11 protein-coding genes, 1 other RNA gene and 1 pseudogene are annotated in these 13,641 nt (G+C 38.9%); 3 read left to right on the forward strand and 10 right to left on the reverse strand.

Translation table 11 applies throughout. The annotated features are described in order from the left end of the window. Nucleotides 1-147: pseudogene (locus ACFINZ_RS08265) on the forward strand (transcriptional regulator); the annotation flags it as partial. A gap of 335 nt (nucleotides 148-482) precedes the next feature. On the opposite strand, the gene ACFINZ_RS08270 reads toward ACFINZ_RS08265, so the two are convergent. The 8 genes from ACFINZ_RS08270 to purE all read right to left on the reverse strand — a co-directional run bounded on the left by ACFINZ_RS08270 (nucleotide 483) and on the right by purE (nucleotide 9,121). Next, nucleotides 483-1,304 (reverse strand): TIGR00282 family metallophosphoesterase, encoded by an 822-nt coding sequence (locus ACFINZ_RS08270; protein ID WP_375634533.1) that lies wholly within the window; start codon nucleotides 1,302-1,304, stop codon nucleotides 483-485. Between the two features lie 18 nt (nucleotides 1,305-1,322). Next, nucleotides 1,323-1,928, reverse strand: a complete 606-nt coding sequence (locus ACFINZ_RS08275) for a 5-formyltetrahydrofolate cyclo-ligase (protein ID WP_375642919.1) — start codon at nucleotides 1,926-1,928, stop codon at nucleotides 1,323-1,325. 326 nt (nucleotides 1,929-2,254) lie between these two features. Further along, nucleotides 2,255-2,415, reverse strand: a non-coding RNA gene (ssrS, locus tag ACFINZ_RS08280) — 6S RNA. Between the two features lie 811 nt (nucleotides 2,416-3,226). Then, nucleotides 3,227-4,012, reverse strand: a complete 786-nt coding sequence (locus ACFINZ_RS08285) for a tetratricopeptide repeat protein (protein ID WP_375633330.1) — start codon at nucleotides 4,010-4,012, stop codon at nucleotides 3,227-3,229. Between the two features lie 141 nt (nucleotides 4,013-4,153). Beyond that, nucleotides 4,154-4,279: a type B 50S ribosomal protein L36 gene (gene ykgO, locus ACFINZ_RS08290; RefSeq protein ID WP_004863016.1), complete on the reverse strand. Its 126-nt coding sequence runs from the start codon at nucleotides 4,277-4,279 to the stop codon at nucleotides 4,154-4,156. A gap of 1,398 nt (nucleotides 4,280-5,677) precedes the next feature. Beyond that, the gene (locus ACFINZ_RS08295; protein ID WP_375684187.1) at nucleotides 5,678-6,058 is read right to left on the reverse strand and encodes a hypothetical protein; all 381 of its coding nucleotides are present in this window, start codon (nucleotides 6,056-6,058) and stop codon (nucleotides 5,678-5,680) included. 1,376 nt (nucleotides 6,059-7,434) lie between these two features. Continuing rightward, nucleotides 7,435-8,622: a 5-(carboxyamino)imidazole ribonucleotide synthase gene (locus ACFINZ_RS08300; protein ID WP_375701309.1), complete on the reverse strand. Its 1,188-nt coding sequence runs from the start codon at nucleotides 8,620-8,622 to the stop codon at nucleotides 7,435-7,437. A 1-nt stretch (nucleotide 8,623) separates the two neighbouring features. Then, nucleotides 8,624-9,121 carry a 5-(carboxyamino)imidazole ribonucleotide mutase gene (purE, locus tag ACFINZ_RS08305; RefSeq protein ID WP_375610656.1) on the reverse strand — a complete coding sequence of 166 codons (498 nt, stop codon included), beginning with the start codon at nucleotides 9,119-9,121 and terminating at the stop codon, nucleotides 8,624-8,626. Between the two features lie 800 nt (nucleotides 9,122-9,921). On the opposite strand from purE, the gene ACFINZ_RS08310 reads away from it, so the two are divergent. Then, entirely contained in the window at nucleotides 9,922-10,074 is a 153-nt protein-coding gene (locus tag ACFINZ_RS08310; protein WP_273790835.1) for a DUF5993 family protein, read from the forward strand. Nucleotides 10,075-10,084: 10 nt separating this feature from the next. Next, nucleotides 10,085-10,666, forward strand: a complete 582-nt coding sequence (locus ACFINZ_RS08315) for a disulfide bond formation protein B (RefSeq protein WP_375613594.1) — start codon at nucleotides 10,085-10,087, stop codon at nucleotides 10,664-10,666. Nucleotides 10,667-11,420: 754 nt separating this feature from the next. Here the strand turns inward: ACFINZ_RS08315 and ACFINZ_RS08320 are convergent. Both ACFINZ_RS08320 and ACFINZ_RS08325 read right to left on the reverse strand, forming a co-directional pair. After that, nucleotides 11,421-11,663 (reverse strand): hypothetical protein, encoded by a 243-nt coding sequence (locus tag ACFINZ_RS08320; protein WP_375633326.1) that lies wholly within the window; start codon nucleotides 11,661-11,663, stop codon nucleotides 11,421-11,423. Between the two features lie 916 nt (nucleotides 11,664-12,579). Then, complete coding sequence (locus tag ACFINZ_RS08325; protein WP_375636928.1) at nucleotides 12,580-12,945, reverse strand: helix-turn-helix domain-containing protein; 366 nt, start codon at nucleotides 12,943-12,945, stop codon at nucleotides 12,580-12,582. Between the last annotated feature and the right edge of the window lie 696 nt (nucleotides 12,946-13,641).

A 13,641-nucleotide genomic window follows, 5' to 3' on the forward strand; every position in this document is an offset into this window, starting at 1 on the left:
TTTTATTCTGGTCTCTCAACAAAAGAAGACGTCTTGTATTGCTGTGATGAAGGGATCGCAAGTAAAGAAGAGCACATTCTTTTGAAAAGTTTTAGAGAGCTCAAACCTAAAAAGCAGAAAGCAATTTTAAGATTAAATTTTCGTTAGAATTAAAAAAAGATTAAAGAGGCTCTTGCTAAATAATAAATTATTATATAAAGTTTTTTCTAGAGAAGGGGGTTAACATTTCTCCTCCCCCCCCCCCGCAGAAATGTCCAAATAAAACCTCCTTCTCATCGTTTTAAAAATCACGAAAAATTTTATCCTTTATTTTTTTTTAAAGAGTGACTTATTTGTGCTAGAAAAGTTGCTGTATTAGGTAAATTGGAGGGCGGGGTGTTTTTAGTAGGGATTTGGGAAGGGCTGGAAAAGTCGTCTTGCCAAATAGAGTTCTCAAAAGAAAATCTTGGAAAGAAACTATCAAAGGGGTGGCTTAAAAGAAGCTACCAAAAATCCGGAACTTCAGGCTTTAAATGAGGACCAATCCGTACCGCCGAGACCTTTTCTGCTAAACCGGTGCGATCTGAAATCTCAACCGCTAAACCACAAAGGGTGGCAGGACCACATGCCGGTTCAAAACGATCTTGCTTCGTCTTATAAAGAAAACGGTGTAAGGGTTCTTCTTTATCCATTCCAAGAGATGAATTATAATCTCCACACATGCCTGCATCTGTTAAATAGGCGCTCCCACCTTCTAAGATCTGCGCGTCAGCCGTGGGAATATGCGTATGTGTGCCAACGATAACACTCACACGACCATCAAGAAAATGGCCAAAACATTGCTTCTCGCTTGTCGTTTCTGCGTGAAAGTCAAAAATAATCGTATCGGCTTGCTCCATCAACGAACAGGCAAGCAGAATATTTTCCGCTGTTTCAAATGGATCTTCTACTTTACACGGCATAAAAACGTTGCCCAACAGATTGGCGACAAGAACACGGGCGCCATTTTTTGCCGTAAAAACACCAGAACCTTTTCCGGGAGTTTCTTTCGAAAAATTGGCAGGGCGTAAAAAACGATCACTCTCATGGGCATATTGCAATGCTTCTTTGTGAGAAAAAGCATGATTACCTGTGGTGACAACATCAACACCGGTTATCAAAAGATCTTGATACGTTTCTTGTGTGAGACCAAAACCACCAGAGGCATTTTCACCATTTACCACAACAAAATCAAGCTGCCATTTCTCAATCAGTTGAGGAAGGTATTCAAAAACAGCTTTACAGCCTGTGTTACCAACAATGTCACCTAAAAATAAAAAACGCATAGGCACTTTAATCACATTTTAACATTTTAAGAAACCTTTTTCTGTAAAAATTCCTTGTACCTGTAGATCATGTTCTGCTGCGGGAATAGAGGAAACCTCCTGACATGAAAATCCTATGCCCCATAATGTCATTTGATGCCCTTGTTTTTCAAGAGCTGCAACAGCACGGTCATAGTATCCTCCTCCATAGCCAAGACGGTGACATTGACGATCAAACGCAGAAAGCGGAACAATAATATTATTGGGGGCAACAACGCCATTGTCTGCACCCGGACCAAAGGTGCCAAAACGCATGGGCTCTAAAATCGTGCTGGGCGAAAATGCACGGAAAATCATGGTGGTGGAATCAAGAACTGCTGGTAAGGCTAAATGCCCACCGCGTAACGCTACAGCATCCAGTAAAGGACGCGGGTCAATTTCCGATTTAATGGGCCAATAGCCTGCTAAAATGAGGTGTGAAAAATCGGTTCCCTTCTTTTCAAGGTATTCAATAAAGTGGCAACAAGCACGCTGTGAAAAGAGTGCACGCTCTTCTGTTAAAAGAGCATCACGACGCGATAAACCGCTTTTGCGTTGCTGTGTGCGAAGGGATGAAGCAGATTCATAGAGGGGATTATTTGTCATTGTCTCGTCAATTATTTTATAAGATGCTGGTATTTTATCCATTGTTGGCGTTTTGTAAATCTCTGTTAGGACAAGAGCTGTGCTCATGAAAAAAAAAGCATGAAAAAAGTGTGTGCTCTTTAGGGGGTATCTTGGTGCAACAAGCCGCTTTTGCGCTGCTTGCGTGCGAAGGGATGAAGCAGATTCACAGAGGGGATTATTTGTAAGTGCTGTCTGTTCTACAAAATAAAGCCTATCGTAATTTTTATTTCTTGAAAAGAGTATCGTCATTGGTCTTATGTAAAAAGACGCTCTCAATTTTAGCTGGAAAAATTTGATGTAAAAAAGGGTGATCCACAACAGCCGATGGAAAAAGCTGATCCCGGGAACCTATACAAATAGGTGGGCGCCATATGAAAAAGCCCACGGGCTTGATCAGGGACAGCTCCCTTGGAGATCATTAAGGTCTCAGGAATACGTTATTTCCTGTCGAGAAGCGCAGAACACCCTCCTTAATATAAAACAATTTCAGAGCTTCTGCTAGAGATAAAATAACCTCGCTCTCTTCTTTTTCAAAAAGTATTTCAGGAGAGTTTTTATAACCTTGCTGGTGGCTGCTCGAAATGGCTGTATGATGGATGGCTTATTCAAAGTAAAAAAGCAAAAAATATGAGTGGGGGTGGGTGTTTGAGTGACGCAGAACGATTTATTGGCAATGGCTTGATTGGCTCTTTTGGGACAATGCTTGATTTTTATGTTTCGCGGGAATACTTGGAGGAGGTTTGAAGGGAAATATTTCTTATTCAAGGATGTTGGTTGAATTGGTGTTGCGTCTTTGAAGTTTTTGCTTTGTGAATCCATATTTCAGGGCTGTTTTATCAACTTTGAGGGGTGAAGGAGAGCCGATACGGTATGTGCTGCTATGGTTGAAGCTTAAAAATAAAAAACAGATGATGATAGTTTATCAGAGGCGCTAAGCGATGTTTTAAGCTTTTTTCAAAAAGTATTTTTTGAGGATCGTGTTTACAAATTTTTTTTATCCATGATGGAAGGTGTGAAAAGAAGAAACGGCGTGAAGAGGACTCCGGCGTGGAAGCGTTTGCTTGCTATGAGAAGAAATTCTGTAGGGAGTATATTGGCAGTGTTTGGAAGATGCCTTCAATACAAAAAAGTCAAAATTCAAAAAAAGTACTGTGAATTGTGTGGGGGGTGATGGTGTGGTTATAAGCAGGGGCAGTTTATTGAGTGGAATGTGAAGCCGGCTTGTGTCTTATCTAGGTTTGAAAGGATGCCGTAAAGCGTCTCGTTTTTGAATGGTTTCAAAGAGCTTGTGGTGATTGTTCGTCTAATAGAGCTTGCACGCGCTTTTGAATCCTGCGCATTTGTGGATAGTAATCCAATGCTGTTTCATAAGCTTTAAGAGCAAGTTTTGGACGCTCCGTTGCTTCCATGACAACGCCAAGTTCAAAAAAAGCACTATAATTGCGCGGCTCAAGTTCAAGAGCATGGTTGAGATCAAGCAGGGCAAGTTTGAAATCGTTCAGTTGAATGTGAATCCAAGCGCGTCTTATCCAAGCTTCAGCATGAGTAGGTAAAAGTGCAAGAGCATTATCAATATAATCAAGCGCAAGTCCATAATCGTCGCTGTTGAGTGCATTTTCAGCCCATGACATCAAAAGATCAATCGTCTCGCTCCCCGATTGGGACCATAAATGTTGAAGCTGTTGACTGATCTTTTTCGCTTTAGCAACATCAGCACAATATTTCAATTCTTTGAGTAAACGTGAAATTTCTGCTTCTTTGCGCTGCTTAACTCTGTCAACATGGGAAAGCTGCTCTTTGTCAAGATCTTCAAGAATAACCGCCGAAGAATCAGAATCGGAGGGCGTTGAGGAGGAGGGAGGAGAATTGGGAATAAGATCATCTAACGGTAAAAGCGATTGTGGAGAAGGCCGATCTTCAGGAAGAGAAGAAGGATTTTGCCCATAGCTCGAGGGAACAAAACAAAAAACGCCAACAAAAGAAAGAAAAAACGCGCGCTGGAAAATACAGAAAAAACGCAGCTGAAAAAATCGAAAGGCTTTTAAAAAAATAGAAGAATCCATAAAAACAAGCCCCCAAAAGATAAATCACCAAATATTATCAAATACTAGACTTGTAATCAACGGACTTATAACAAAAAAACGCAAGAAAAAATTTTTAAGCCTACAATTAAAGTAGGCATAAAAACATTGACCCTAAAGAAATTAGCCCTGACGTGCTCTAAAACGTGGGTTCGTTTTATTAAGAATATAAACACGACCCTTACGACGCACCAAACGATTGTTACGGTGGCGCTCTTTTAGTGCTTTAAGCGAATTTTTAATTTTCATCATATTCACCGTTTAAATAGTTTACGTAACACAATACTATAATACAATATTAAAATACGAAAATACAATACCACAACCCCAATAGACTGCTCACTTTAATGAGCATTGCATTGCGATATCGTACTTGCATCATAACATCACACGATACACTTTTTCACTGTGATCACAAAAAGAAAAGCGTACTCTTAAGGTACGCACTAACCACTTCATTAGCACAACGATAAGTGAAAATTGCAAAAAAGTAGGAGAGATCTAACAAGAAGTCTTATTCTTGTCAAGGGTATATCCCTTACAAATTCCTATAGTGTGTGTTAATGGTTGCCTTGGAGGTAAAAATTTTCTCGTAAAAAGAAGGACACAAAAAAGCACAAAGAGTGAAAAAAAGTAAAAGCTTCCTATTTGTGAGAAAATAATCCTGTTTTTTCGTAAAATATCATCGTTTAGTAAGGCTCATGTAAAATTTATAACATGAGGTGTTTTTTGTTCGTGTGTGAGGATATTCTTAAGGCTTATTCTTAAAACCTAAAAAATAAACCGCATGATGATGACGAAGATGATGAATTGATAAGGATAAATTTCTATTGTTCAGAGAAAACATAGTAAAATAAGAGTTTCGCATAGTCTTAAGGTTTTCTCATTGCAAATCTGTGTATCTTTAAGCATAGCATTCGCTGCTTGCATATCACAAGCGGGATTGATTTATGGTAAAGATACTTGAAGATAAGGAATAAAACGGTCTTTTATGAATGCTTTCAAATGCTAAGAGTGTTGTAACATTGGAGACTGGCAAAGCGGTATGATGAGGTTGGCGTTTACGCTTCATAAGTTTAAAGAGGGTGGTGCACTATGAATGTTTAAGTTATTATCGAGAGTTTTTATGCTCTATGACCGGGGCTGCTGTTGTGAAGTGGTGGGGCAATGTGCATTGGCCAAATGTTTCTTTAAAATAAGCGCGTGGTAAAACAAGTGCGTAAATTGGCAACACAAGTGTCTTCTGTTTGAGGCTTTTTATTTTACGTGAGGGGTGAGAGGATATTTGGTTTGGGAATGGATAAGCTTAGTGCTGTAATCATATCCTGTAATTATATCTTTGACGTGGAGATCAGGGACGGAGCGCTCTGTACTTTTAATGAGGGATTAAATCTGTGCGGTTAGAGTGAAAGATTATGCATAAATTTCTCTTTTAAGGCAATAGTTTATGATTCTTTGCAACCCAATTATTTCTACGTGGGTGGAGTGCTGGATATTGTCGAGCAGATGGGGAATTCAAATTATCCGGTGAGGGAGCCAGTATACTGAGAATACACTTTGGCTCTTGAATGTGGATAGTTTGAATTCCTTTTAATATCCATGTTGCAGAAAAAATTTGACCTTCCCAAGGGTGGTCTATGATGATGTTTATTGAAAGAGTGAAAGCTTCACATTGTCTGGCGATAAACGTAATAAAAGCATGTCATAATACCAATTTATATACATGTTGCAAATGCCAAAGAGAGCTGACGTAATGATCATTGGTATCCCGATCGATAGGGGTAATGACTCTATTCCTACTGCGAGGTATGTTAGACAAAGAATTCCTGCCATTAATAAAAAGCCTATCGCTAGGATTTTCGTTACGAAAACAATGGGTTTACGAAAAGTTAAAAGAAAGAGGAACAACATATGTCTAAATGGACCCCCTTTACGTTTTTGGGGAGGAACAGACTGTGCCTCATTTAAAGTTTCTTCTTTATTTTCATTGTTTTCATTTTTGAGTTTGTTTGAAGAGATCCCCTCCATTATTTTCCCCTTTTGTATGGTATTTTTGCTATAAAAAGATCTAAGTTTGTGCTGAACGTTAATCACATATTAAGATAAGATACAAGCGAAATTATTTTATTATTGTTAGAAATGAAGTATTTTTTCGCACAATGAGCGTTTTAAAGGCACTGATAGTGTTAAAATGATAGTATTAAAAAGTATAGTTTAGCTTTATCAGGATAATAAAATAAACATTTATATTTATAAATTATTAGGTGCTCTTGAAAGAAGCTTGGATTGAGAAAAATTGTGGGAACTTCATGAAGCGCTGGTCTGTTGGGGGTGACGAATGTCATTGCTGAGCAGGATTAGAGAGTTACAGACAATCTCTTATGGGTGGTTAAGAATATGCGTAAACAAAGTGCGTTTACGATAAGGGGAGTTCATAAAGAATTGTGCGAGATGCAATAAAAAGATGCCATAAAATCAATGCGCATTATACGGTGGTGATGTGCCTTATAATTCATTATCTTAACAGGATTAAAAGGTGAGAAAATTGATGCACTAAAAAAGGGGAGGGTTTTGTGAGAGAAGAAAAATTGATCTGAAAAGAAGAAACTTAAGCCTTTGGGGAGAAGTTCAGGAAACCTTTTCGAGGAATGTGTTGGGGGAATTAACGAAAGGAGAAAATCTTCTATCCGTTGAAGGAAAAAGAGAGAGGAGAAAAAGAAGAAAGTTGCTATGCTGGAGGGGGGCTATCGTCTGGCTGATATTGGGACGAATTCTCGAGAGTTGTTTGGGGAGAGTAATACGTTTTACCTCTTTGCAGCGATTTTATGGAAAACAAAACGATGCTTTTGTGAAAATGCTTTTGTGAAAAAATGAACATAAGAAGAGAAGCTAGAGACAATAAAAGCGCAATCATGGGGATTGGTATCTATGGGGTGCAATAGATCAGTCTATTTCTTAAAGATTGGCATTAAAAGAAAAATGAAGGGGCTGCGTATGTTATGGGGGAATATTTATGCTGTGGGAGGTATCCGTTGAGGGGAAGTTGAGGGCTGGTGGATTGTTTTGAGCCGTGGGGGGATATTTTTGAGAAAAGGAAGGGGAGAAGAGCTAGGGGGTGGAGTTGAAGGGTTGGGAGCGCTTGTTGTGCTGCTTGGATATCGGTGTGGGGGGAGAGGTTGTTTTTGAGGGCGGATGAGATGTTCGTGTAGGATGAAGCGGTTTGGAGGGGGAAGAGGTGATGTTTTTAAAAGAGCAGGGCTTGTAGGAGGGCGTGAAGCCCTGCTAGGGGCGAATTAAAAGGTTAGGGGCGCTTTTGGAGCCGCTGGATATCGGTGTGGGGGAGAGGTTGTTTTTTCAGTTCATTTTGGGGAAAAGTGTGAAAAAGTATTTATATATATGTGGGCTTAAGATTTGTTGGCTGGTCCCAGTAATTGGATGATATGCCCCATTTTGCGGTTGGGGTGAGCAGTGCTTTTGCCATATAAATGGATCGAGGTGCGCTCTTGCTTCAGAAAATATTTTAACGTGCTAAAATTGTTACCAATAAGATTGGTCATTTGGCAATCGCTGTGGCGATAGGGACTGCCTAAGGGAAGTCCGCAAATAGCACGGATATGCTGTTCAAATTGTGAAGTTATGCATGCCTTTTGTGTCCAATGACCAGAATTATGGACACGCGGTGCTAATTCATTCACTAAAAGATGACCATTCGTTAAGACAAAAAGTTCAATACAAAGAACACCAACATAATCGAGGGCATCCATGACTGTTACACTGATTTCTTGAGCTGCTTTTTGCACGTCAAGTGGAATATGTGATGGAACAAAGGATTTATGAAGAATTCCGTTTTTATGTTGGTTTTCAGGGCAATCATAAAAAATATGTTCTCCTTGTTTTGTGCGGGCCGAGAGAACCGAAATTTCCGATAAAAAAGGAACTATTTCTTCCAAAATACAAGGCTGTTCTTGAAAAGTCCTTAAGGCTTCGTCAAGGGTTTGTTCATCTGGGTGATCAAGCTTGATCTGGTTTTTTCCGTCATAACCAAAACGACGCGTCTTTAAAAGACCACGTCCGCCTAAGGTATCAAGAGCGGAAAGAAGAGAAGAAGAATTGTCAACAGCGTGCCATAACGCGGTGCCAATCCCTTGATCACGCAAAAATTGCTTCTCAAAAAGTCGATCTTGCGTGATCTCTAATGCTTTGGAAGAAGGATAAACAGGCTTACTCTTTTCTACATATTGAACCGTTTGAAGCGAAAGATTTTCAAATTCATAGCTGACAACATCACACTGAGAAATAAAATGATCTAAAGCTGATATATCGTCATAGGAGGAAACAATATGGTTGTTTGCTGTTTGAGCGGCTGGGCAATCGGCTTCAGGGCAAAAAATAACGGTTCGAAATCCTAATTCTGCAGCCGCTATGGCGAGCATCCGTGCTAATTGTCCTCCTCCGATTAAACCAATGACGCTGCCTGGAGGTAACATGGTGAAGGGAGTGGTGTTGGAGGGGGTGGTGTTGGAGGGGGTGGCGTTGGAGGGGGTGGCGTTGGAGGGGGTGGTGTTGGAGGGGGGGGTGGAAAACGGTGCCATTTTAAACCTCCGTTACAGGCGTTTGGGCGACATTGGCTGTTTGTTGTTGACGCCAATCTTCTAATCGTTGGGCGAGATCATGGTCATAAACGGCCATAACGGCTGCGGCTAAAAGTGCTGCATTAATTGCGCCTGCTTTGCCAATTGCTAATGTGCCGACGGGTATCCCTGCTGGCATTTGCACGATTGAAAGCAAAGAATCTTGACCAGAAAGAGAGTGAGAATGCACTGGAACGCCAAAAACAGGAAGAGGAGTAAGGGCTGCTAACATACCTGGAAGATGCGCTGCACCCCCCGCACCGGCAATTAAAACTTTAAACCCTGCTTCTTTTGCTTCTTTTGCAAATTGATAAAGGCGTTCAGGAGTTCGGTGTGCTGAGACAATATGCGAACTATGAGAAATACCAAGATTCGTCAAAATATCTGCACTATGGCACATCGTTTGCCAATCCGATTGGCTCCCCATTAAAATCGCCACATCACATGATTTTTTCATCATTCTCTATCCTTTTCAAAGGTTCAATGCGATTCTTTATCATTATTTTTTTAAAGTTTTATATTCTTTTTGCAAAGCCAATTGATGACAGAGAAACAGTTATTTTTCAAATAAGGTGGAAAGCTAAAAATTTAAAGGGGATCTCGAGAGATGAAAAACTAAAGTATTGAAGGCATGAAGCACTTTTTGTGAGGGGGAGGGTAATGTCACGGGGTGGCGTGGGACCCATGAGGCTGTTGAGCTTGCGGCATTGTCTTTTATTTAAGATAAGAGGGAAAAGTGCATTGGGGAAAAGCCATTGATTATAAGTTTTTTTTAAAAATGTCTTATTTTTTATTTGCTAAAATAAACCAGATCACCATATGATATAAAATCTGTTGCAATTTGAAACATTGCTTATGAGAAAAAGAGATTTTTATGTCAAAAATGTGTTGCAAAGTGAGGATATTCTTTTGAGAAAAAAAGAGATGTATATCTCTCGATTTCAAAGCCTATTTATTTTGTTGTTCAAGTAATTCTTTTGTGAGTGGGGGATATAATCTTTATAATTGTCGATATATCTTTAACAATGGCTGATATAAGGGGAAGCGAATAATCAACGCTTTTGTGCTTTTAACGCTTTTGTTGAGATGTGCTTCTGAGCGATTATATCGTTTTTTCACTTAAATATAATGGCAATATCAATCGCGAGTGACGAATTGTGAATAATAAATCCATGGTCTCTTTTTTGCCCAATTTTGTAATATGGTAAACGCTGAAATAAATAAGAGTTAAACAACGGATGTAAAGGAGATTTAAAAGCTATGTTTCTTCCATTTTTAATCGCTTTAGGTACTGCAGTAACGACTATGTGTGGTAAAAAAAATATAAGTTATGCTTTGTGGGCAATTTTATTCGTTGTCATTCTTCTCACTTTCAATCATCACGCAACTTCCACTTTAAATTTATCTTTTTGAGAGAATAGCCATGGAACATGTTGAACAAAAAAATCCTCACTTCGTCATCTTTATGAATACGCTAGGACTCTTTGGGTTATCTATTGTCTTGGTGGTGGCTTTTTATTATCAATTGGTAAAGTTTGAGTTACCTTGTCCCCTTTGTTTGCTGCAGCGCGTTGGATTGATGCTGGCAGGTTGTGGGTTCTTACTCAATATTCACCATAAGGTGAAAAATACCCATTATGGTATGGTTATTCTTGGTTGTATGGTAACCAGTGCTGTGGCAGCACGGCAAGTGTTTTTGCATATCACACCCGATGATTTAGGATATGGTTCAACGTTCTTTGGATTGCATTTTTATACTTGGGCTTTCATTATTTCTGTCCTTTGTATCTTTGCTGTCTCATTTGTCATGATTTTAGGCGAATTGGCACACAAGTTCAAAGAATTTTCTCCTTTTCCAGTCTTGAGTAAAGCAGCAAGTTTTTTATTTGTGTTTTTGATTGCGGCAAATTTGATTTCTACCATACTGGAATGTGGTGGTGGGCAATGTGCCGATGATCCTGTAAGGTATGAATTGTTATCAAATTGGTTCCCTTCACAGTCTTGAAATTTTTTAATAATCCCTCATCATAATTTTTATTGTTAAAGAAGCGGAAATATTTAAGAATCCGCTTCTTTTTTATTTATTGGGAAGACATTTCAGCAAGATTGTTCGATAATCTGATCTTTTATACCAACGCTGGCTTTTATGAGCGCTGGCGATTGATATTTTTTTTAGCGAAGACTTGTACTGTGAACCTTTTATGCTGTCTTTTGAGAGAGATGAAGGGATTGATTGGCTTGGAGGCGTTTGTAGAGAAGCCCCGAACTTTTGAGCCGCGTGGGTTAAAAAGCCTCGTTTTTTTAAAGGTGCATTAACGATAAAAATTTTTTGTTCTTGATTTTTCTTAACATTGTGTTAAATAAGTTTTTGTATTCATTTTGGTGCTTCTAAAGCTTTTTATTGCTTCTAGAGGGATTAATTTAAAATTTTGAAAGTTATGTGAATAATTTTCTGCAGAGGTTTGTTTATTAGAGGCAAACCTTTTTTTTTATCTAAGTTTTAGATGTTTTCTTTCAGTGTGAAGCCTTTTTTTAGAAAAAGGTAAGCGTCTTGATGATGACTCTCTTCTTTATTAATATATTGATTTATAATAATAAATAACCATTTTTTACCGTGAAGCGCGTTGCTGAATATAATAAAATTTCTCATCACCAGTTCTCTCATATTAAATCAATTAAAATTACTTGGCTTATACATCATAAGTGGTGGGTCGTGCATGTGGATCAAAACTGTACAAGAAAGGCATGCCTTTAATGAATTATCTCTTGAACCGAAGGCTGTCTGCAACATTGGGAGCTGGCAGAGTTTTTGTGATGATGCCGGCCTTGTTCTTCCATAAGCGTAAACGTGTTTTTCCATAAGCGTAAAGATAGGGGAGGGCTGAATGGATTTTATACACTTCATGGGGGCTTACCATTTCTTTACGGGCGGCGTTTTGCAAAATGGGTGTGATGAGCGTTGAGAGATCTTTCTTTAAAACAAGCGCGTGAATATGCAACACAAGTCTATTCCTTTTGGTGCGTTTTGTATTACGAAAAAAATTGATTTATAAGAAGGAGTTATCGTTGTGGATGTTGAACGAGAAAAACGAAAAGCTTCTCTCATTTCAAACTTTCTTATAGTCAATTAATTAAATGTGCTCTTCTACGTTACAAAAAAGCACTGGGTGTAAATAAAAATTCTTTTAAAAGTCGTAAAATGCTTCTTATGCACCCTTTTGATCGTTAGAATTTTTCGAAAAATTTTATGCTGCTCAATACAATAATAAGGCGGTTTATATCTATGATTTAAGTGAAAATAGGGGGATTTAGATGAAAAGGGAGGCGAGATTTTGATGACAGTTGTTGAAAACGTTATTGTATAATGCATTTTTTACAGATTTTCTGCTTTCTGTAAATATGCAAAAGCGGAAAAACGGAAATGTGTAAAAAAGGAAGCTGGGACTTTATGCGTGGTGTATGATTTTATCATGGCATGGAATGTGGAGAGAAGATTGGGGTGTGGGGATGAAGAGTTTTATGAAGGGGGGAAGCTTGGATGAAGAGGCGGGTGTGTTGACGAGAGAGGAGAGAGGGTGTGGGGAAAGTTGTTTTTGAAGTGGGATTGACCGGTGCTTTGCGTGTTCTTACTTTAGGGTGGTGAAGGGGCAAGAATATTTTAAAATAGGACGTATCTGTCGCGTTTGATGCAACATTATCCTTTGTGGTGTCGTGATCTGAAATCAGCAGGGGAATTGGCTAGAGTAAGAAGCTGTATTGTTGACAAACCTATGTTTACAAAGTGATGCGGGGGGAATTTGAAAGTTTCGTTTGGCTGCTTTCTGTAAATGTGGAGAAGCATCAAAACGTTGATCCGTAAAATAAAAACGTATGTCCGTAAAATGATGCGGAGAATTTATGCTTTGTGTGCACTTTTGCTTAATCAGAAATCAACCATAAGATTGCTTTTTGTTTTTTCGGCTGGAGCTCTCTAAAATTTTTCAAAAGGGAATGTTCTTTTTCGCTGTATGTTTCTTGATCATAGTGTGCGGCATGTGTTGAAAGATTTTCTTTTGTGACAATATCTGCATAAAAAAAGCTTATGGGAACTTCCAGTTTTTGGGCGATTTTGAGTAAACACCCTGCGCTTACACGATTGAAGCCTTTTTCATATTTTTGGATTTGTTGAAAACTGACACCTAAATAGCTTCCTAATTCTTTTTGGGAAAGTCCCATGGCAATTCTTCTATGACGAATTCTTTTGCCTATCAGAATGTCGATAAAATTTGGATTTTTGGTTTGCACTTCAAGCCCCCCCTCCGGTTGCGAGCGCCCTCGCATTGGTATTCCGGGAGTCTAAAAGTACTGAGCTTAATCAGCTTTTTGCTTTTAGTGCTTAAAGCACCTGGACATAGCAAAATCTCCCGGAATTCCGGGATACCCGCAATGCGGGATAAATTTATGTATTAAGCTTTCGGGCTTTTAGCTCCCTATTTGATCGTTGCGTGGACGATCAAAAACACGTGCTTATCAATAAAGTAATTTCAGAAAATTGGCAAGAAAAATCAAAATAATCTCAAAGACTATAAGATTGGGTACTTTTTAAAAAAGTGCGAAATATGGATTATAAATCGCGTCTTTTGCTTAATCAGAAATGTCGATAAAATGTGGATTTTTGGTTTGCATTTCAAGCCCCCCTCCGGTTGCGAGCGCCCTCGCATTGGTATTCCGGGAGGTTGGATTCACTGAACTTAAACAGTCTCTTGTTTTTAGTGCTTAAAGCACTTGTACATAACAAAAGCCCCCGGAATTTCCGGGATAGCCATAATTGTTTATGTGTTAAGTTTTAAGGAATACAACTCCTTATTGACCGCTGCGTAGACGACCAAAAAACACAGGCTAATTCATAAAGTAATTTCAGGAGATTGGCAAGAAAAATCAATATCCCATAAAATGGCGTGATTTGGAGGGGTGTGGAGTGCTGGTTTGAATTTGACTTAA

It is taken from the genome of Bartonella sp. AA81SXKL (assembly GCF_042196945.1).
Classification (GTDB): Bacteria; Pseudomonadota; Alphaproteobacteria; order Rhizobiales; family Rhizobiaceae; genus Bartonella.

Coding starts and splice junctions, on each gene's coding strand:
- ACFINZ_RS08270 (WP_375634533.1), bottom strand. CDS start 1,304: ATGCGTTTTTTATTTTTAGGTGACATTGTTGGTAACACAGGCTGTAAA.
- ACFINZ_RS08275 (WP_375642919.1), bottom strand. CDS start 1,928: ATGACAAATAATCCCCTCTATGAATCTGCTTCATCCCTTCGCACACAG.
- ACFINZ_RS08285 (WP_375633330.1), bottom strand. CDS start 4,012: ATGGATTCTTCTATTTTTTTAAAAGCCTTTCGATTTTTTCAGCTGCGT.
- ykgO (WP_004863016.1), bottom strand. CDS start 4,279: ATGAAAATTAAAAATTCGCTTAAAGCACTAAAAGAGCGCCACCGTAAC.
- ACFINZ_RS08295 (WP_375684187.1), bottom strand. CDS start 6,058: ATGGAGGGGATCTCTTCAAACAAACTCAAAAATGAAAACAATGAAAAT.
- ACFINZ_RS08300 (WP_375701309.1), bottom strand. CDS start 8,622: ATGGCACCGTTTTCCACCCCCCCCTCCAACACCACCCCCTCCAACGCC.
- purE (WP_375610656.1), bottom strand. CDS start 9,121: ATGATGAAAAAATCATGTGATGTGGCGATTTTAATGGGGAGCCAATCG.
- ACFINZ_RS08310 (WP_273790835.1), top strand. CDS start 9,922: ATGTTTCTTCCATTTTTAATCGCTTTAGGTACTGCAGTAACGACTATG.
- ACFINZ_RS08315 (WP_375613594.1), top strand. CDS start 10,085: ATGGAACATGTTGAACAAAAAAATCCTCACTTCGTCATCTTTATGAAT.